19 protein-coding genes and 3 pseudogenes are annotated in these 17,331 nt (G+C 67.8%); 10 read left to right on the forward strand and 12 right to left on the reverse strand.

What is annotated here, in order from left to right:
• Positions 1 to 95: 95 nt before the first annotated feature.
• Positions 96 to 983 (forward strand): annotated as a pseudogene (locus tag ABD978_RS00730) (IS5 family transposase).
• 151 nt (positions 984 to 1,134) lie between these two features.
• Here ABD978_RS00730 and ABD978_RS00735 read toward each other — a convergent pair.
• From ABD978_RS00735 to ABD978_RS00745, 3 genes are all read right to left on the reverse strand, one after another.
• Positions 1,135 to 1,455, reverse strand: coding sequence for a MerR family transcriptional regulator (locus ABD978_RS00735; protein WP_345346479.1), 321 nt, complete (start codon positions 1,453 to 1,455; stop codon positions 1,135 to 1,137).
• A 1,205-nt stretch (positions 1,456 to 2,660) separates the two neighbouring features.
• Entirely contained in the window at positions 2,661 to 3,158 is a 498-nt protein-coding gene (locus ABD978_RS00740; RefSeq protein ID WP_345346482.1) for a DUF4158 domain-containing protein, read from the reverse strand.
• A 168-nt stretch (positions 3,159 to 3,326) separates the two neighbouring features.
• Positions 3,327 to 3,542: a hypothetical protein gene (locus tag ABD978_RS00745; RefSeq protein WP_345346485.1), complete on the reverse strand. Its 216-nt coding sequence runs from the start codon at positions 3,540 to 3,542 to the stop codon at positions 3,327 to 3,329.
• Positions 3,543 to 3,988: 446 nt separating this feature from the next.
• Here ABD978_RS00745 and ABD978_RS00750 point away from each other — a divergent pair, with 446 nt between their 5' ends.
• Positions 3,989 to 4,561, forward strand: coding sequence for an RICIN domain-containing protein (locus tag ABD978_RS00750; RefSeq protein WP_345346488.1), 573 nt, complete (start codon positions 3,989 to 3,991; stop codon positions 4,559 to 4,561).
• A gap of 440 nt (positions 4,562 to 5,001) precedes the next feature.
• Here the strand turns inward: ABD978_RS00750 and ABD978_RS00755 are convergent, their stop codons facing one another.
• The 4 genes from ABD978_RS00755 to ABD978_RS00770 all read right to left on the reverse strand — a co-directional run bounded on the left by ABD978_RS00755 (position 5,002) and on the right by ABD978_RS00770 (position 8,797).
• Positions 5,002 to 6,345 carry a hypothetical protein gene (locus ABD978_RS00755; protein ID WP_345346491.1) on the reverse strand — a complete coding sequence of 448 codons (1,344 nt, stop codon included), beginning with the start codon at positions 6,343 to 6,345 and terminating at the stop codon, positions 5,002 to 5,004.
• Between the two features lie 33 nt (positions 6,346 to 6,378).
• A complete protein-coding gene (locus ABD978_RS00760; RefSeq protein WP_345346494.1) occupies positions 6,379 to 7,305 on the reverse strand; it encodes a hypothetical protein in 927 nt (308 codons plus the stop codon).
• Positions 7,302 to 7,832, reverse strand: coding sequence for a hypothetical protein (locus ABD978_RS00765; protein WP_345346497.1), 531 nt, complete (start codon positions 7,830 to 7,832; stop codon positions 7,302 to 7,304). The genes ABD978_RS00760 and ABD978_RS00765 overlap by 4 nt, the downstream gene beginning before the upstream one ends.
• Positions 7,833 to 8,089: 257 nt before the next feature.
• Positions 8,090 to 8,797 carry a PDZ domain-containing protein gene (locus ABD978_RS00770; protein ID WP_345346500.1) on the reverse strand — a complete coding sequence of 236 codons (708 nt, stop codon included), beginning with the start codon at positions 8,795 to 8,797 and terminating at the stop codon, positions 8,090 to 8,092.
• 236 nt (positions 8,798 to 9,033) lie between these two features.
• Here ABD978_RS00770 and ABD978_RS00775 point away from each other — a divergent pair, with 236 nt between their 5' ends.
• Together ABD978_RS00775 and ABD978_RS00780 are read left to right on the forward strand one after the other, a co-directional pair.
• Complete coding sequence (locus ABD978_RS00775; protein WP_345346502.1) at positions 9,034 to 9,684, forward strand: hypothetical protein; 651 nt, start codon at positions 9,034 to 9,036, stop codon at positions 9,682 to 9,684.
• 74 nt (positions 9,685 to 9,758) lie between these two features.
• Positions 9,759 to 10,394, forward strand: coding sequence for a hypothetical protein (locus tag ABD978_RS00780; protein WP_345346505.1), 636 nt, complete (start codon positions 9,759 to 9,761; stop codon positions 10,392 to 10,394).
• 83 nt (positions 10,395 to 10,477) lie between these two features.
• Here ABD978_RS00780 and ABD978_RS43700 read toward each other — a convergent pair whose 3' ends face one another.
• Positions 10,478 to 10,696: a helix-turn-helix domain-containing protein gene (locus ABD978_RS43700; protein ID WP_425550654.1), complete on the reverse strand. Its 219-nt coding sequence runs from the start codon at positions 10,694 to 10,696 to the stop codon at positions 10,478 to 10,480.
• Between the two features lie 530 nt (positions 10,697 to 11,226).
• Between ABD978_RS43700 and ABD978_RS00785 the strand changes: the two genes are divergently transcribed.
• A complete protein-coding gene (locus tag ABD978_RS00785; RefSeq protein ID WP_345346508.1) occupies positions 11,227 to 11,739 on the forward strand; it encodes a DinB family protein in 513 nt (170 codons plus the stop codon).
• A gap of 22 nt (positions 11,740 to 11,761) precedes the next feature.
• On the opposite strand, the pseudogene ABD978_RS00790 reads toward ABD978_RS00785, so the two are convergent.
• Positions 11,762 to 12,241: pseudogene (locus ABD978_RS00790) on the reverse strand (IS982 family transposase); the annotation flags it as partial.
• Positions 12,242 to 12,325: 84 nt separating this feature from the next.
• Positions 12,326 to 12,427: pseudogene (locus ABD978_RS00795) on the reverse strand (IS5/IS1182 family transposase); the annotation flags it as partial.
• Positions 12,428 to 12,889: 462 nt separating this feature from the next.
• Between ABD978_RS00795 and ABD978_RS00800 the strand changes: the two are divergent.
• Positions 12,890 to 13,234 (forward strand): RNA polymerase-binding protein RbpA, encoded by a 345-nt coding sequence (locus ABD978_RS00800; protein ID WP_252783493.1) that lies wholly within the window; start codon positions 12,890 to 12,892, stop codon positions 13,232 to 13,234.
• Between the two features lie 65 nt (positions 13,235 to 13,299).
• Here the strand turns inward: ABD978_RS00800 and ABD978_RS00805 are convergent, their stop codons facing one another.
• Positions 13,300 to 13,818: an FxsA family protein gene (locus ABD978_RS00805; protein ID WP_345346512.1), complete on the reverse strand. Its 519-nt coding sequence runs from the start codon at positions 13,816 to 13,818 to the stop codon at positions 13,300 to 13,302.
• Between the two features lie 238 nt (positions 13,819 to 14,056).
• Between ABD978_RS00805 and ABD978_RS00810 the strand changes: the two genes are divergently transcribed.
• The 3 genes from ABD978_RS00810 (at position 14,057) to ABD978_RS00820 (ending at position 15,980) form a co-directional block, all read left to right on the forward strand.
• Positions 14,057 to 14,332: a hypothetical protein gene (locus ABD978_RS00810; RefSeq protein WP_345346516.1), complete on the forward strand. Its 276-nt coding sequence runs from the start codon at positions 14,057 to 14,059 to the stop codon at positions 14,330 to 14,332.
• A gap of 71 nt (positions 14,333 to 14,403) precedes the next feature.
• Positions 14,404 to 15,336, forward strand: coding sequence for a non-homologous end-joining DNA ligase (gene ligD / locus ABD978_RS00815; RefSeq protein WP_345346519.1), 933 nt, complete (start codon positions 14,404 to 14,406; stop codon positions 15,334 to 15,336).
• 191 nt (positions 15,337 to 15,527) lie between these two features.
• The gene (locus ABD978_RS00820) at positions 15,528 to 15,980 is read left to right on the forward strand and encodes a hypothetical protein (protein ID WP_345346522.1); all 453 of its coding nucleotides are present in this window, start codon (positions 15,528 to 15,530) and stop codon (positions 15,978 to 15,980) included.
• Between the two features lie 18 nt (positions 15,981 to 15,998).
• On the opposite strand, the gene ABD978_RS00825 is transcribed toward ABD978_RS00820, so the two are convergent.
• Complete coding sequence (locus ABD978_RS00825) at positions 15,999 to 16,415, reverse strand: VOC family protein (protein WP_345346525.1); 417 nt, start codon at positions 16,413 to 16,415, stop codon at positions 15,999 to 16,001.
• A 79-nt stretch (positions 16,416 to 16,494) separates the two neighbouring features.
• Here ABD978_RS00825 and ABD978_RS00830 point away from each other — a divergent pair, with 79 nt between their 5' ends.
• Positions 16,495 to 17,304, forward strand: coding sequence for a helix-turn-helix domain-containing protein (locus ABD978_RS00830; RefSeq protein WP_345346528.1), 810 nt, complete (start codon positions 16,495 to 16,497; stop codon positions 17,302 to 17,304).
• Positions 17,305 to 17,331 lie beyond the last annotated feature (27 nt).

Below are 17,331 nucleotides of genomic sequence, written 5' to 3' on the forward strand. Positions count from 1 at the left end.
ACCCTGAGCGCCGGGTCTGCTCCTTGCCTCACCGCAGCCGTCTAGAGCCTGTCCTCAAAGTGGGTCCGGGTGATCTGGTTTGATCTTGCCTCGTGGTGCGCAGGCATGAGCTGACCGATGAGCAGTGGCAGGCGATCGAGCCGTTGCTGCCCCCGTCCGGGGCGAACGGCCGTCCCCGGGTGGATGACCGCCGAGTGATCAACGGGATGTTGTTCAAGGCCAAGACCGGGGTGGCCTGGCGGGATCTGCCCGAGCGGTACGGGCCGTGGAAGACGGTCTATAACCGGTTCTGGCGCTGGTCCCGTAACGGCACGCTGACCATGCTGGTCTCCCGGGTGCGGGTGATCGCCGAGGCGATCGATGAGCTGGACCGGGAGGTGTCGGTGGACTCCAGCATTGTGCGTGCTCATCAGCACGCCGCCGGAGCCCGGCGCCGGCCGGCCGGCCACACAGGGGGCCCGTCCCCGCGCCGGGCACACAGAACCAGTTGATCATGCTATCGGCCGATCCCGGGGCGGGCCCGACCACCAAGATCCACCTGGCCTGTGACGGGCATGGCCGGCCGCTGTCGGTCGTGCTGACCGGCGGAAACATCAACGACTGCACCATGTTCGAGCAGGTGATGGCCGGGATCTGTATCCCCCGGTCATCCCCGCACCCGCCCGGGACGACCCTGGCGGCGCCCGGTCCGGGTGATCGCCGACAAGGGTTACAGCTCCCGCGCGATCCGCGCCTGGCTGCGCCGGCGTGGCATCGCCGCGACCATCCCCGAACGACGTGACCAGCGGGCCGGCCGCCTGCGCCGCGGCTCGGCGGGCGGCCGGCCACCCGCCTTCGACGCCCAGATCTACCGGCGGCGCAACGTGGTCGAACGCTGCTTCGCCCGTCTCAAGCAATACCGCGCCATCGCCACCCGCTACGACAAGACCGCCCTGTCCTACCAGGGCATGCTCGACCTGGCCACCCTGCTCATGTGGCTTTGAGGACAGGCTCTAGCGGGAATTCCCGGCCGTATATGACCACGGCCCCGGCTGCGCGGGTAGCCGTCTCGGCCGGGATTTTCGGGGCTGGTCATGGGTCGCGCTCTCCGGTCTTGGCCGATCCGCTCACGCCGCTCGGTCCCGCCGCGCAGGTTCAGTTGGTTTGGGGTGTCTGGGTGTTGTTGAGGCGTTGGGCTTCGGCGAGTTGGTCTTCGAGGATGATGATGCGGCAGGCGGCGTCCAGGGGCATGCCCTCGTCAATAAGTTGGCGGGCGCGGGCGGCCAGGCGGAGTTGGTAGCGGGAGTAGCGGCGGTGCCCGCCGGGCGAGCGCTGCGGGGCGATCAGTTTCGCCTCGTCCAGGCTGCGCAGGAAACCGGGGGTGGTGCCGAGCATCTCCGCGGCACGGCCCATGGTGTAGGCGGGGTAGTCCTCATCGTCGAGTTTGTCGGCCATGTGCTGCTGGGCTGGGTCCATTGAGCCTCCACATCATGAGGGGCCCCGGCGCCATGCGCCGGGGCCCCAGGGTTTTGGGTAACACCACCTACCGACGATGACGTCGGCTTGTCGTTTCCGCACCGGCCACCTGAAGCGGCGAAGGGTGCGGGGATCGCGTAAGCGTGACCGAAGACCACCTCTCGTTCTGATGGGACTGCGGTACCCGCGCGGCCAGACACAACCAGCGGCGGGCGATCCGACGGCGTATGCCCCTCCCCTTCTCCTCTGATCTTCCTCATACCTTTCCTGCCGGCCTAGGACCTTCTAAGACCCACGAGCCCGGTCTCAGCGCGTCCGACGGCCGCTTGCCACCGTCCGGAGCCACTTACCATTCCTTAGCCCCGGCGCACCTGACGTCGTGCTCACCATGTTCACGGGTAGTTCGCTGTCTCCCGTGCCTCTTTGATGTTCTCTCGTCTCGCGACATCGGGAACACTACCCACCCCGACAGCGAATGTCTACTCCGGCCACATAAGATTTTCTCTGGTTCTCCGTCACCGCGCCTCCCCCACCGGTGAGGCGCCCCAGCCCACGGTGTCCTCGCCCCGACGTCTGGCCAGTTCTAGGGGGCAGCCAAGGTAAGCCGAAAAGGGGCAACGCCCTGGTCAGAGGGGCGCCCAGCGGGGATAGGTCATGGCCATACCGTCGTCGCGGATCAGGAGCAGACCAGGATCAGTGGTCGACGGTCAGGTGACGCAGGGCACTCTGCTTGTCGGGGTCCCCGTAGCAATCGCCGAAAATCCAACGAAGCTATAAGTGACCTGCCGAGACGCTGGGGAGATCAGAGGTCTTCGACGTAGCTGGCGGCGATGTCGTCGGGTGGGTTGGTGTAGAGGCGGAGGTAGCGGTCGTTGGCGTGGCCGAGTCGGCGTTCGAGTTCGGCGCGGTTGTGGCCTGATGTTTCCGAGAGCCGGTAGCCGAAGGTGTGACGCAGGCCCTAGCATTCCCCCGAGGACCACGATCCCGCGCCAACGCGACTCGCCTCCCGCCATGGCCACCATCCTGACGGTCGTGGGCGCCGGACGGACCGCATGAGTGCAAACCGTGACCGAAGAACAGAGATCGCCGGCCTGCTCAGCAGACCTCGGCGAACACCTCCTCACCCAGCCCGAGCGAGCGGACGGTGGTCAGCTTGCCGATCTCCACCAGCAGCGTGTCCAACCCCAACGGTCCCGGATCGGACTTCAGCTCCGCCAGCAGCCGGGGTTTGCCCAGCAGGTCCTCGAGGCGGCCGCCCGCTCCAGCTGCCCGTCGGTTGGTGGTTCGACGTGCTCGCTGCGGCACCGCTGCCGCACTGCTTCGGCCAGCCGGCCCCGGTCGATCTCTACCGGGCAGACCTCATCGGCCAGCCATTGCGCCCAGCGTTCCTCATCGGCCTCGCTCGGCGGCGGCGTCCCGTACGCCTTGCGGATCTGTGCCCGGTGATATTTGATCGTCCGGCCGCGCCAGGAGTACTTGGCGAACAACGCCGTGTCCACTTTCACTTGCGACGCGACGTACTCCACCGCAGCCGTGGGAACTTCTTCCGCGTACGCGGGGAACCGGTCCTCGATCTCATAGAACTTCAAGATCAAGCTGAAGCCCAGCCGAGTCGCCCCGGTCTTGTTCCCCACCAACTCCCAGTCGGCCTCGACCAACGTCCACGCCTCGATCAGCTCGTCCGGATCCCACTGTTTACGCACCGGGCACGCTTCTCCCCGCGACCGTGAATCCCCGACGAACGCGAATCACGATCGTGCGGGGGCCGCGGCGGGCGCCGCCCCGGCGCTGCTGACCGACCGGCCCAAGTCCGGCAGGCCCGGCCTCACCGCCGCAGCCTGCCGGGCATGGTCGCCCGGACCCGGGTGCGCTCACCTGCTCAGGCGCTGGCGGATCGCGCGGCGCTCACCTTGTTCACGGGTGAGGGCCTGCCGATGGACCTCGGGATCGCGGTGAACTTCGATGGCCGCGCGCACGATCGCAGCCAAGATGTCCGGGGGCAGGGCCTCGGCCTGGGTGGTGGCGGTGCCGGAGAACGAGCGCCGATCGGTCGTCTTGGGGGGAGCCGTCGGCAGGTTGTAGGTCACGACCTGCTCGGGCGGTGACCGCGACGCGCTCGAACTCAACCTCGGCGCCCCCAGCGGCCGCGAACGCGATGACGTCCTCGGCCAGGGACGTGAAGAGGTGCTCACCGCTCGGGTCAGGGTCCCCGGCGTTTCTCTGGGGCATCACGAGTGTGCGGTCAGAGTTTCGGCACGTCAGAAGCGGCCACCTGCGTCGGCTGGGTGGCGCCAGAACTTATCGATCGCGCCCTCAGCACCGCCCGACACGCGTCACCCTTTGCTGCGAGTCGCGTACACACCGTTATCATTCCTCGTGCTGCCGTACGCAGCACCAACGGAGGGGACGACCGCGGGACCAGCGACGACGGGACGTTCACTCTTGTGTGTTCAGGGACCGCGTTGAAGGCCGCTCACCACGATCACCGCATCGGATGCGCCCCCGCGAAGCCCACCAACGACAAGAGACGATCATGAACCTACTTATCGCTGCCCGAGACGTCCTACCGGCTGCGTTCGCCGCCGCCCTGGCGATCACCATGTCGCCGGCGTCGGCCGAGCCAAGGCCCAACCTGGATCTGATCAACAAGATGGACGGCAGCCGTCTGGCCCTCAGCAGTAACAGCACCGCCGAGGGCGCCACCGCCATCACCCTGCGCGACCCGGCCTGGAAATACTCGACCGAACAGTGGGACGCGGAGGAGACCCCGACCCCCGACGAGCCGGGCGGGTGGACCGCGGTCTACAAGAACCGGGCCGCCAACAAGTGTTTGCAACCCGCATCCGCCAGCCCCGGGCGCGGCACTCAGGTCATCGTCCAGACCTGCAACGGCTCCGACCTTCAAAAGTGGTTGCTCGAGCCCGAGAAAGTCAACGACGCGTACACCGGCTGGTGGATGTGGCGGCCCAAGGTCAACCGTAACGTCGCCCTCAGCCTGGCGCGCTACAACGACGGCAGCTGGGACACCCTTTACCTCGACACCGCCTACCCCAGCAACGACCGGCTCTGGAGCAGCGACGCCAACGACAGCTCCTGGAGTTCGTGACCGCACCGCGGGTCCAGCCGTCATACCAGTCGGAGAGAACGAAGAGCTTCAGCCCAGGCCCGGCCCCTGAGGAGGGAGTACCGGCAAGCCGGAGACCGTGACCATGCTGGGCGCTGGATGGGACAGACCCACCTCGCCTGGTTCCCCGAATCCCCGGATGCGGCCTCCAGTGCCCCGCGCTCCTCCGATACACCGGGCCCCGGAAAGGACGGGTCACGCGCAGGGCCGAAGCGGCGGGCATGCGCGCCAGTCGCACGGTGCCCGTGTTCGTCAATCGCGGCGGGAGCACCACGACCCGCCTATTTACCTTGGACAGGGACCGACCGGGTGGCCGGTGGGCGGCTGCCCACCGGTCATCCCCGGCCGGGCCGGCCGACGATGCCCACCGGTGGCCGTCTAATCGACGGTGTTCCGGCGGGTTCGCCGTCCAGGCTCGGAGATCAGTGGTTTCGGGTGGCTCGGGACAGCCGCAGCGTGCTGCCGCCGCCTGCCGGGGTGTCGGCCCCGACGGGGGTGCTGGCGGTGGGTCGGTCGGATTGGCAGCGTTGTTTCTCTGCGGGGGTGAGCGGGCCGGTGCGCTGGTAGAAGCGGTCGGTGAGATCGGGGGCGGGGTAGTCCAGGACGGTGTGCAGGCGCCATTGGGTGTGTGGGTCGTCGGGATCCGGTGAGGTGGTGAACCAGCCTTCGGTGCGTCGGCGGCCGGCCTGGGTCTCGATCCAGGCGACTTCGGCGGGCTTGACGATCTCGCTGATGTTGTGGGTGATGTCGGTCGTCCAGCGCGGGCTCGTGCGTGTTCCGGCGGTGAACTGTCTGGCCATGTTGGTAGTGGTGGATCCGGTGCCGGGGAGTCCGGCGAGGGCGGGCAGGTCGCCGTAGGAGCGTCCGGTGAAGGGGACCGGGCGGGTGCGGGTGAGGGTGTTGCGGGTGCAGTTGATGTAGACGTCGCCGTTCAGTTGTGCGGGTTCGAAGTAGGCGTAGGAGTAGGCGGCTTCGGGGGTGAAGGTGCACGCGCCCGGTGCGCCGGCGCACTGGGCCACCGCGTCGGCGACGCTCCGGCGGTCGTTGCCCCGGAATGCCTCCGAGGTCGGCAGCGCGGTTTTGGGAATGGTCTTGTCCACCGGCGGTGGAATCTGCGTGGCCTGGACTTTGGCGATCAGTGGGCCGCACCATCCGGTGGCGTTGGCGGAGGCGGGCACCTGGGAGGTGAAGGTGAGCAGGGGCTCGGTCTCCCCGGCGGTGAAGGTGTAGGTCTGCCCGATGCGCCAGACGCCTTTGCCGAGTGTGTTGGCCTTCTTGTCCGGGTCCGGGGCGGTGGTCCGCTCACTGACCGGGCCGCCAGCGCCTTGAACGGTGTAGGCCTGGCCTTGGGCGACGGCTGCCGGGGCGCATTTGGTGGCGATGCCGGGGCTGTCGTCGAAGGTGACGGTGACCTTGGCGCCGGGGCGCACGCCGCGGAGCCGCTGCTTGAACGCCGACTCCCGTGCCGGGAGGCGCAGCATGACGGCGGGTTTGTGGTCCGGGTGGCCGGAGACGGTTCCCGGATAGCGCCCGACGCCGCCCACGGTGCCGGCTCCATCGGTCGAGCCGACCGACCAGCCCTTGACCGCCGTGAAGTCCGGGCCGTCGCCGACGATGGCGGGCTGGGTGAAGTCGCCGTTGATGACGGCGACCGGGGTACTGGCGGGCGGGTCGGCGTATGCGAGCGAGGCGGGAAGGCCCAGGCCCAGGCCGGCGGTGGTGGCGGCGGTCCCCACGGCCCAGACGCGCAGGTGCGGTGTCTTCACAATGATCTCCAGGAGATGATGCCGGAAGGGCGGTCAGTAACGCTCGGGGGTCAGCACCGTCCGGTGCGTCAGCCGTGCGCCCGCCGGAAGTGCGGAAATTCTGACCAAGCCGCTCATACGGGCGCTGCTGTTGTTGATGGTGTCGTCCACGGCCGTCCTGCCCCGGGTGCGCAGCCGGTCGCATGCATTACCGGGCGCGGTGAAGGTGTCGGCGATGAACGTGCTGGTGTTCACCGTCGAAGGACCGTCGACGACGATGTTGCGGACCTGCAGGCCACCGACGTTGAGCGTGCCGGCGATCCGCCGCATCGCCGAACTCGCCCCGAAGACGAGAGCGTCACCGGGCTGCACCATGGTGGTGGAGGTGGTGGCCTCGGTGACCTCTGTCGTCCAGGTGTGCTGGTAGGTGAGCTTGAAAGCGCCTTCGAACGCGCCCTTGACACCGAGCGCGCCCGCCAGCTTGCCGCCGCCGTTGGCTCCCGCTTTGGCGCCGACAGTGGCCGAGGGTCCCTGTTGCTTGTTCGGCGTGGTGAAGTCCCCGCTGCCTTCGGCGTGCACCGTGGCGGTGACCTCGCCGGAGGCGTTGATCTGCCCCTCGACCGCGAGCTTGCCGGTGATCTCCCCGCCGAGGTTGTCGGTGCTGCCGGTCTTCAACGTGACCTGGCGCGTCACCGTGATCGGATCCTTGGTGCAGTTGATCATCGCGTTGCCCAGCGACCTCACGGCGCTGTAGTACTCACCGGACAAAGCGGTGTCGATGTGGAAGTGGCAGCCGTCGGGATGGGCGGCGCACTGCTCGATCGCCGGCCGAGTCGACGGCAGCGGCTTGTCGCCCTCGAAGGCCTGCGCGACCGGCAGACCCGGTCGAGGCGCGGCGTAGGCGCCAACCGGCCCGAGCGCGACCAGCGCCGCGGTCACGGGCAGTGACATCCGCCGGAGGCGGGGCACAGTGATGGTCATGAGTGCATCGCCTCGCACAGGCTCGTCAGCTCAGCCGAATCGGAAGACCCCTTGAGCCCGGGTGGCAGGTCCGCGGCGAACTCCTGGCATGCCCGGTCCATGACCGGGCCCGCGTTGTCCTCAGGAACCGGGTGCATCCCGGCCAGCCCCTCCCGGGCCTGGTTCATGTCCCGGCGCTGCTCGGCGCCGCCGCCGGTCAGCTCGTCCATGCATTGCTTGGATCCCGGCGGACATTTCTCCGCCTTCTGCTTCGCTGCGGCGATGTCCTCCTTCGCCTTCGCGGTGTCCTCTTTAGCGGCCGTACGGTCGGACTCCACGCCCTCGCGTTCCTTCGCCGACGCACCACACGGGTGCGGTTCGCCATTCGGGCACGGCGTCGGCGTGGGCGTCGGTGGGGGTGGCGGCGCGACGGCGGCAGGAGCTGCGCTCGCCGCCGCCGTGAACACCGATTGATGGGAGCAGACGCCGGCGATCAGCAGCGCCGACGCGCATGTGGCCAACAGGCCGGTCAGACGAATATTGGGCATGTCCTACTTCCAGGGTGTGTGGGCGAGTCGCGGCGATGGGCGAATACGCGGTCCATCGCGGCGACCCGACGTGCCGGACTGAGCGGCGTCACCTTCCAGGCCGGGCAGGAGTGTGGAACTCACATCGGCCGAGGTTCGGGCCGCCCGGCGTCCTTACCGGACGCGGTCCCCGAGGCCTGAGGCGCCGGCGGTCGAGGACCGCTCAGCGCGGACCGGCCTTGAGATGGCCGGTGGGCGGCCGCCCACCGGCCATCTGGTCAGGCTCCGTCAAGCGTGAGCTGCAACGCCATCGTGGCGCCGTTGCGGTTGATGACCACAGGCACCGTCTGACCGGCGCGCTTGCCCGCCAGGATCTCGTGGAAAGCGCTCACGGTCGGGGTCGGCTGCCCGTTCAGCGTGGTGATGACGTCGTTCGGCAAGATCCCGGACATCTCAGCCTTGCTACCGGGCTCGACGTAGTTGACCTTGACACCCCCGCCGCCCGAAGCATTGGCGACGTATCCGCCGAAGATCGCCTGGGCGCCGCCTGCGGTGATGTTGACCCGCAACGGCAAGGTCACTCCTTCGAAGGTCAGAGTGCCCGTGAAGGCGCCACCGGCCAGCGGCGCGTCGCTGTTGGCGGCGACATGCACCGCCCACGGCCGGGTCCAGGTCCAGTTAGTACCGTCCAGCTTGACGGTGGCGGACTTGCCGTCCGGGGTGATGTCGACGGGGCAGATCATCGGGCTCGGACAGTGCGGGTCCACGCCGGTGATCCGGGTGTACTGCGGAGCCTCGATCCTGGCCTCATCCGGGTGCGACCGCGTCTGGTAGTCCGGCGGGTACTCCACCGTCTTGGCCGGCCCCGGAGCATCCAGGTCCGGGACGTTCGTCTGCGGGGACGGCGCCTGAACCGGCGTGGCCGCCGCCGTGGGCGTCGCTGCGGTCGCGGACCCCATACCGGCCCCGGCCAGCCCTGCTCCCATAGCCAGCACCACACATGCCCTCGTACTCGTGCGCATCGTGTTCCTTCCCCGCCCCATCGTCTACCCGAGTGATCGCCTCATGACGGAGGGTAATCGATCATGGAAAGGCCGCCAGGCTGACCCGCCGGACCACTTCATGCACAGCCGGATGACGCCTGCGACAGCCAGAGCTTCCCCACGAGTGACAGCGGTCATCTGCGGACCGCTTGAGCGCGTGGGACGACCGCACCCGCCGAATGACCGAGAGCAGTGATGCGCCGGACTACCTTGCGAGCACAGGAAAAGCCACTGCGACGCCTGGACGTCTGCGACAGCTTGACAGTTCAGCGCCGGCCGCCACCACACCCAAGGCCATCGCCGACCTGGAGCGCACCGCCAGGGAAGCGAATGACGCTGTCCTGCGCCGAGCCAGCGGCGCGGCCGCCGACTTCGTCGCAATCCTATGGTTCTACCTCGCCGACGAAGAAGCCCACGGTATCGATCCTGATCAGGTGGACCTCGACGCCTTCATCGACGAACTGCTCGCCGCGGCGCAGACACCTGAGCACGTGCCAACGTTCTCGGCGGTCGCCCACACCGTGCAACGCCAGTACATGCGAACCGATCCGACCGCCCGGCGCCGCTGGCCCCGCACCGGCACCAGCATCGGGTCAGCACAGATCATCGACGCTCGCGCCCGGCAGCTCGCCACGCTGATCAGTCAACAAGACACCCCAGAAGTCGACCCTCTCAACCGAGCCGGCCCCGCGCTCGAGCTCCTCGCCAGAACGGCGCGATCAATGCCCTGCTCGCGCTGCCCGAAAACACCGCTCAATGGAGCTTCCGGACCACGCCTCAAGGAGCAAGCTTCGAGGTCTCCGTACCCGCCGTCCTCGCCGACTGGCTAAACGGCCACTCCTACGCACAACTCGCTGAGGCCCACCTCACCCAGATCACCAACGCCGCCCGACGCATCGAGGCAATGGTGGACGCCGTCACCCGCCGCTTCGAACACTTCCTGTCCTGGACCGTAGGCGCACTGGTCGAACTCGTGAACCTCTACCTCGCCGACGCCGAAAGCGACCACCGGCTCTGCCCCGAACTAGGCCCCTACATCCGCTACGGCGTCAGTGACCCCAGCGCCCTGTCACTGATGATGCAGGGCCTGCGATCCTGGCGCCTCGCCCACGAGATCGCCCAGCAGATCCCCGAAGACGATCAGCCAGGCGGCACCGACCCCCGCGAGTGGCTGGCGACGATGACCATCTCCGAATGGCGACAGCGCTTCACCGCCTCAACCTCGGAAATACTCGATCTGCTCGGCCTCACCCGTACACGCCACCGCAGCCTCCTACGCAATCTCCTCGAGAACACCACCACCCGCATCGACATCAACCTTGAGAACAGCGTCCCAGACACCAACGCCGATCCACTTTCCCTTGCACCTGTCCCCGGCTCCCCCGAGCCCGCACCCATCGGCATCTTCTCAGGAACACGACTCATCGGCACGGTACGATCGGCCGACCACGCCGACGTCTCAACGATCCTGGACACCGGCCTGGAACTCGACTTCGATCTCATTGGAGCGTCACTTGCCATCTCCGCACCGGATCAATGATCTTCCGCCCAACCCTAGACGGCTCCACATCAGATAACACGCTGATGAAGGTCGACGGGCGCCCGTCACGCGCCTTGCAGCACTCACTCTGCCACCTCATTAAGGAAGGCCGCCTCAATGCGATCAATATCCTTAATCCTGTACACGATACGATTGGAGATGCGCATAAACGGGATTCGACCTTTGCGACGAAGTTCGTACAAGGAGTCGCGATGACAGCCAAATCGCTCCGCGAGACGTTCTTCAGTGAGATATAGGCTCGGATCCGGTTCAGGAGGTCTCCGAGGATACTTGGACGCCATGGCTCCACACCCATTCAAGTGATCAGAGCGAAGACCCAGTAGTAGAAGTATGCTACTGAGAAGAATCAGACGCGGGTCAGCAAGGTGTCAGTCTTATCGACAGTCGCCACATTGACGGGCAACAACCACAGCGGATCCTTGACTCGTCCCTAAGAGGTCGCAGCAGAAAGATCCGGACGAGTCTGCGCCAGGTCGCACCGACGGGACCTTGCCGATCAGCCCGGGTGGCATCGTTACAGGTGCTGCCGGTCCCCAACACCGCGAGCGGGATCCCGTGCCGTTGATCAGGACACGAGGTTTCGAATCCGTTCGCGCGCGGTCGATCGGGCATGGCCCACCTCTGGCCGCCCTTGAGCACCCGCAGGTGCAAGCCGTCGATCACCGCCCGGGAACCTGTCCAGTCGGCCGGCCTCCGCTAGCCAAATTGATCACGCCGTGGTGGATGCGTCGCGGCACCCGAAGAGGGCGGGCGGCCTGGCGGACGCGATATTTGACTTGCCAACCGCCGGATACCCGGTAGTTGTTATGGGATGCAGAACAGAACCGACCTGCCGCGCGCTTTCGACCAGCGCAGCCTGCTCATGACGCTCCTCGACTACACCCGCGCCACCACCGCCTATAAATGCGAAGGGCTCTCCGATGCGGACGCCCGCGCGACACCGTTGCCGACTTCGCCGATGATGTCGGTATCGGGCCTGGTCAGCCATCTGCGTTGGGTGGAGTGGTCCTGGATCGAGGAGCGTCTCCTCGGCGAGACGGCCGATCACCCCTGGATCGACCCGGACGACCCGGACCGGGAGTTCCACTACGAGCTCGACCGGCCGCTGGCCGACATACTGGCCGACTATCAGGCCCAGTCCGCCCGCTACAACGAGATCATCGCTGGCATGGATCTCGACACCAAGACCATCTGGAAGGCCCGCGAGACCGGCGAGCCGGTCACTCTGGGCTGGGTAATCATGCACCTCATCGAGGAGAACGCCCGACACAACGGGCATATCGACATCATCCGCGAGCTCGTCGATGGTCAGGTAGGCGACTGAACCCGACTAATCGTGGTTACGGTTAATGGTCGTAGGCGGTCAGGGACCGGCTGACGGGCTGCCCGGTCTGGAAGTTGTGCCAGATCGCGGCGGCCAGGGCCAAGACGCGTTGGGCGACGCGCACGGCGACGCCTTCCATGTCCTACCGCCGTGTTCCAGGTCAAGCTGCCCTTTGAGGGTGTCGTTGATCGACTCGATGAGCTGACGGACCTTCCTGGGCATCGGCTCACCTGCCCGCAGGATCTCGGTTTTGCGGGACGGGCGGAGCAGAGTGATGCCGTGTTCCGGACCGTAACGACTGCTCGAACTCCTTTCCGGCGAAGCCCTTGTCGGTGATCAGTAGCAGGCCCGGCCGGTCGGCGACCAGGTCGGCGTCGACCTCCAGCATCGCCGCCAAGACCTCCCGCTCGCCCAGCTTCGGATCGGCCAGGCCCCACAGGATCGGCATTCCCGCCGGGGTACACACCAGATACAGGCGCAGCTCCCAGAAGAACCGCGAGTGCGGACAAACCGATCTTGGACACCCTCTTCGCATACCCACAGACACTCGCCGACAGCGTGATCAATTAGGAATCACTCGTCTAGGCCAGCCCCGCAGGCGGCGCCAGCACGTCACCCCAGCGCCGAACCGTAGTGCTTGGGGCAGGAACTCACGCCGAATCCCGGTATGCAGCGCGAACAAGATCCCTCACCACTTTGCGGTCAGGCCGTCGGACGGCGGCGGTGTTCCGCCGGCCTACGACTCCGCGATGCGCGGTTGCAGGCCCGGGGGCGACACTCGGCTTGATCCAACCGACCCGCACGCGCCCAGCGGTAACGACGAGAGCCTGGATCTCTCCCGTGGGCCCAGGAGGCGAGATGGACCTCAACCTCGCTCTGCACGGAGCGTTACGTTCATCCTGTAACCGCTACGGGTTTGACCCCCGAACCAGCCCGAACTGGACCAACTCGCCTCGGATGATCCTTACTCATCCGTACCCCCTCAGACCCACGATGGTAGGCTATCGGTGCTGGTCAGGAGGCCAAAGTCGGGCGACCTTGGGAAACGATCGGTCTTCCCAGGGTTGGATCCAGGCCAAGGCGGGAATCTTGTGACGGTATCCAGCGTTCACGTCTAGGAGAACGCACGCCGTCTGGGAGGCACGTCACGATGGCCGAGCGCGCACTTCGCGGCACCCGACTCGGAGCCACGAGCTACGAGAACGATCGAAACACCGACCTGGCCCCGCGGCAGGAGGTCATGTACGACTGCCCGAAGGGCCACCGGTTCACCGTCATCTTGGCCGCGGAGGCCGAGGTGCCGATGACCTGGGAGTGCCGGAGCTGCGGCGCGACCGCCCTGATGGTCAATGGCGAGATGCCCCAGTCCAAGAAGGGTAAACCGCCCCGCACGCACTGGGACATGCTCATGGAGCGCCGCACGATCGAAGATCTGGAGGAGGTCCTGGCCGAGCGATTGGCCGTGCTGCGCGCACAGCGCAGAAGGACCGCATAACAGAACACCGAACGCATACGGGCCGTGCCGTCAGCCCCTCGACGGCACGGCCCGTGCGTTGTTCTTCAGCGCCGGTCCGTCTCCTGGTCCTCCTCGATGACCTCTCCGCGCACCACGCGATGCCCTGGCTCCGGCTCCGGCTCGCCCGGCCCGGGGCCGTACACGCCGCCCAGGTCGCCCAGGTCGCCGAACCGCAGGGTCGCGCGGCGTCGTGCCGTGGACACCCGCCGCGCGACGTAGCGCGACAGGAGGAGGCGTACCAGCGGCCGGGTGAACGGCAGCACGAACAGGAATCCGAAGAGATCCGTCACGAAGCCGGGCGTCAGCAGCAGCACCCCGCCGACCAGGACCAGCCCGGCGTCGGCCAGTTCCCGGTCGGGCATCCCACCGCCGCCGAACGTCTCCTTCAGCGCGCGCCACGCTCGCCGGCCCTCGTACCGGATGATCCAGGCGCCCAGGATGCTCTCGGCCAGCAGCAGCGCCACCGTGGGCCAGCCGCCGATCAGCTCGCCGACCTGGATGATGACGTAGATCTCCAGCACGGGCAGCAGCAGGAACGCGAGGAAGAGTGCCACAGGGAGCATGTCTCCATTGTGGCCTGCCGCCGGGAGTGTTCACGTACGGCGCGTACGGCGCCGCTCCCCCGCCGCCCGTCCCGTCCGGCCGCCGGTCGTGGACCCTCCATCTCTTTGACGTAAGGGGCTGTGGTGGCAGTTGGCGGTGATTTGAACACCGTGAACGGCATGGCGCACCGACCCTCGGGTACCGGTCCATATCGAGGAAAATGCGCAGGTCAACGGGGGGTTAACGATGATAAGGCTGATGCGCCGCGCCGGTATCACGTCCGACATGATGTACATCGCGGGCTTCGGATCGGTCCTGGCGTCGTTCGCCAGCTGGGCGATTTCGATGCGTGCGGAGGAGCACGCCGGAATAGACCGGGCGGACCGCTGGGGGATCTTCGTCGGTGAGTGGGCGCCGACCTTCTTCGCACTCGGCGTCGCGTTGCGGATGGAGGAGGAGTACGGCGAGGAGATGGAGCACGAGGGAGCCGAGCGGATGAAGCGCCGGGCCCGTGAGGCGATGCCGGTCAGCTGAGACCCCTGGTACGCCCCGGGGAAGAGCACCCGGAGCCCCGGTTGGCCGAGCTGCCACGGCTCATCCGACCCATGGCGGCACTGCTGAGGCGGTCGCTGCCGCCGGATCAGGACGCATACGGGTGGGAGCTGAAGTGGGACGGCGTCCGGGCCATCGCCTACGTCGAGGGTGGGAGCCTGCGGCTGATGTCCCGCAACGACAAGGACATCACCCGCTCCTACCCGGAACTGGCCGCCCTGGCCCGGATGCTGCCCCGCCCCGCCATCCTCGACGGTGAGATCGTCACGCTGCGCGACGGCCGCCCCAGCTTCGCGACCCTGCAGCGCCGAATGCACGTTCAGCATCCCGGTACGCGGCTGGTCGCCTCCGTGCCGGTCCAGTACTACCTGTTCGATCTCCTGCACCTGGGCGATGAGTCGCTGCTGGCCCGCCCGTACACCGAGCGGCGGGACCGCCTCGACGGACTCGGCGTCGACCGGGCGCCGGTGCGCGTCCCGCCCTGGTGGCGCGGCGACGGCGAGACCGTCTTCTCGGTGGGCCAGGCCCAGGGCCTGGAGGGCGTCATCGGCAAGCCGCTGCGATCCCGCTACCACCCGGGGCGGCGCGGCCCCTGGATCAAGGTGAAGAACGTCCGCCATCAGGAGGTCGTCGTCGCCGGCTGGATGCCCGGGGCGGGCCGCCGCGCCGACATGATCGGGTCCTTGGTTCTCGGCGTCCACGACGACGGGCGGCTGCGGTACGCCGGCAACGTGGGTACGGGCTTCACCGAGGCGGAACTGCGGGACCTCGCCGTGCGGCTGGCGCCGCTGGCACGGGACGAGGACCCCTTCGACCCGCCGGTGCCCCGCGACGTCGCGCGCCGCGCACGGTGGGTCCGGCCCGAGCTGGTGGGTGAGGTGGCGTTCGGCGAGTGGACTCCGGACGGGATCCTGCGGCACCCCAGCTGGCGGGGGCTCCGCACCGACAAGCGGCCCGAGGACGTCCACCGCGAGGACCCGGGGTGACGAGTTCGGCGATGCGCGACGAACCGCCGGCGTCGCACCGTTCTTCCGGCGTGTCCATTTGCGGGATCATGGTGACGGCAGCAGAGTTGCCCCGGCGTCCCGTCCGGTCGCGATCCGGTTCCCCGCCGGACGTCCGACCGGACCCGCGGATCGCCGGTCGTCACTGATCCCTCATGCTTTGGAGTCTCGTCGTGCGCAAGCGTGTGCTCGTTCTCGTCGCCGTGGCCGGGCTCGGCCTGGCGGGCTGCGGTGGCAGCGGTGGCAGCGGATCCGCGCATCAGGACAAATCCGCCTCGTCCGCGCCCGCGAGCGGCGCGGCGGCGGGCGAGCCGCTGCCCAGCGCGTCCCCCAAGGGCGACGCCGACGCCCCCACGTGCACCACGGTCACCTACCGGGCCACCGGTACGGGCGTCGAGGTCACCGCGAAGGTCGGCAAGACCCCCATCACCCTGAACTTCGAGGCCGACGACGCCGACGACAACCCCGTGACCGGCGACCCGGCCACCTCCAGCGTCACCTACGCCTTCAAGGGCGGTGACATGCAGCACACACTGCTGATCAAGGGCGTGAAGTCGCCGCACCACGTGACCGTCATCAGCCTGGGCACCGACCAGAACGTCTCCTGCCGCGCCTACGCCGGCTAGTGCCCCGCGCCCGCGTCGTCAGCCGGTGATCGGACGGTGGTGGACGTACTCCACCACCGTCCCGTCGGGGTGCCGGACGGTGAAGCCCGCGCCGACGGGCACCTCGTGGAGCGGCGCGACCACTTCGGCTCCGGCGTCCCGCAGCCGTTCGTAGTAGGGCTCGACATGATCGACGAGGAGCGTCCCGGTCGTAGCGCGGAACGGGCTCAGGGACTCCTCACTCCCCTCGATGATCAAGAACGCGCCGACGGCGGCGAGCACGAGGTTCATTTCGGGATAGGGCATCCGCATATCGGCGTCCGTGCCCTGCAGCTCCTCGTAGAAGCCGATGGCCTCCTCCAGTTCGCCCGGTTCGACGAAGACCCGGATGAGAACACGGGGCTCCTTCCGGTGGGACGAGTCGGGGTCACGGCGCCAGATCCGTTGTTCTGTCATGGCGGTCAGCCTGACGCGTGCTCCGCGCTGGTGGCAGTACACGGAATGTCCTGTTAGCAGGAGTCATAGGCTGGCCGGCATGTCCACTGATCCGATCCGCCGCGAACTCGGTGGGTTCCTCCGTGCGGTCCGTGAACACACCGCGCCCGCGGATGTCGGACTGAGCCCGGGCGCGCGGCGCCGTACGCCGGGCCTGCGCCGGGAGGAGGTGGCGACGTTGTCCGGCGTGAGCATCGCCTGGTACACCTGGCTCGAACAGGGGCGCGTCACGGTGTCACGGCAGGTGCTCGATTCGGTGTGCAGGGTCCTGCGCATGGACGCCAGGGCCCGCCGTCACGCCCTGGAACTGGCCGGGTTCCATGGCGAGACGGCGCCATCGGCGGGCCTGGACGACCTACGGCGGCTCATCGACGCCTGGCCCACCACCCCGGCCTTGCTCCTTGACCAACGTCTCGACATCACCGGCTGGAACTCCGCGTATCGCGACGTGGTTCTCGATCCGTCATCGGTCGCATCGGAGCGGCGTAACCTTCTGCTCGTGCTCGTCGGTGAACTCCGGGACGCGATCGCGGACTGGCCGCGTCTCGTCCGTGGCATGTACGGTCAGTTCCGCTCGGGCACCGACCGGCTGCCGGATGATCCTCGTGTAGGCGACATCCGCCGGTTGCTGGCCGCCGAACGCCCCGACCTCGCGCACTGGTGGCAGTGCCGGTCGGTGTCGGACTTCGCGCCGACCACCCTGAAGATACGCGGCGTCTCGATGACGCTTTCGCTGCTACGGCCGGTCGCGTCCGCAGACGCCTTCGTCCTCACGCACACCCCTGCGGACGGATCGGCGCAGACTCGCCTCGTCGCCGGCGCTGACAGCACGTCGCGGTCGGCGATGTAGCAGAGGACGTTCACTTGGTCGGGCCGC

It is taken from the genome of Actinoallomurus liliacearum, assembly GCF_039542035.1.
GTDB lineage: Bacteria > Actinomycetota > Actinomycetes > Streptosporangiales > Streptosporangiaceae > Actinoallomurus > Actinoallomurus liliacearum.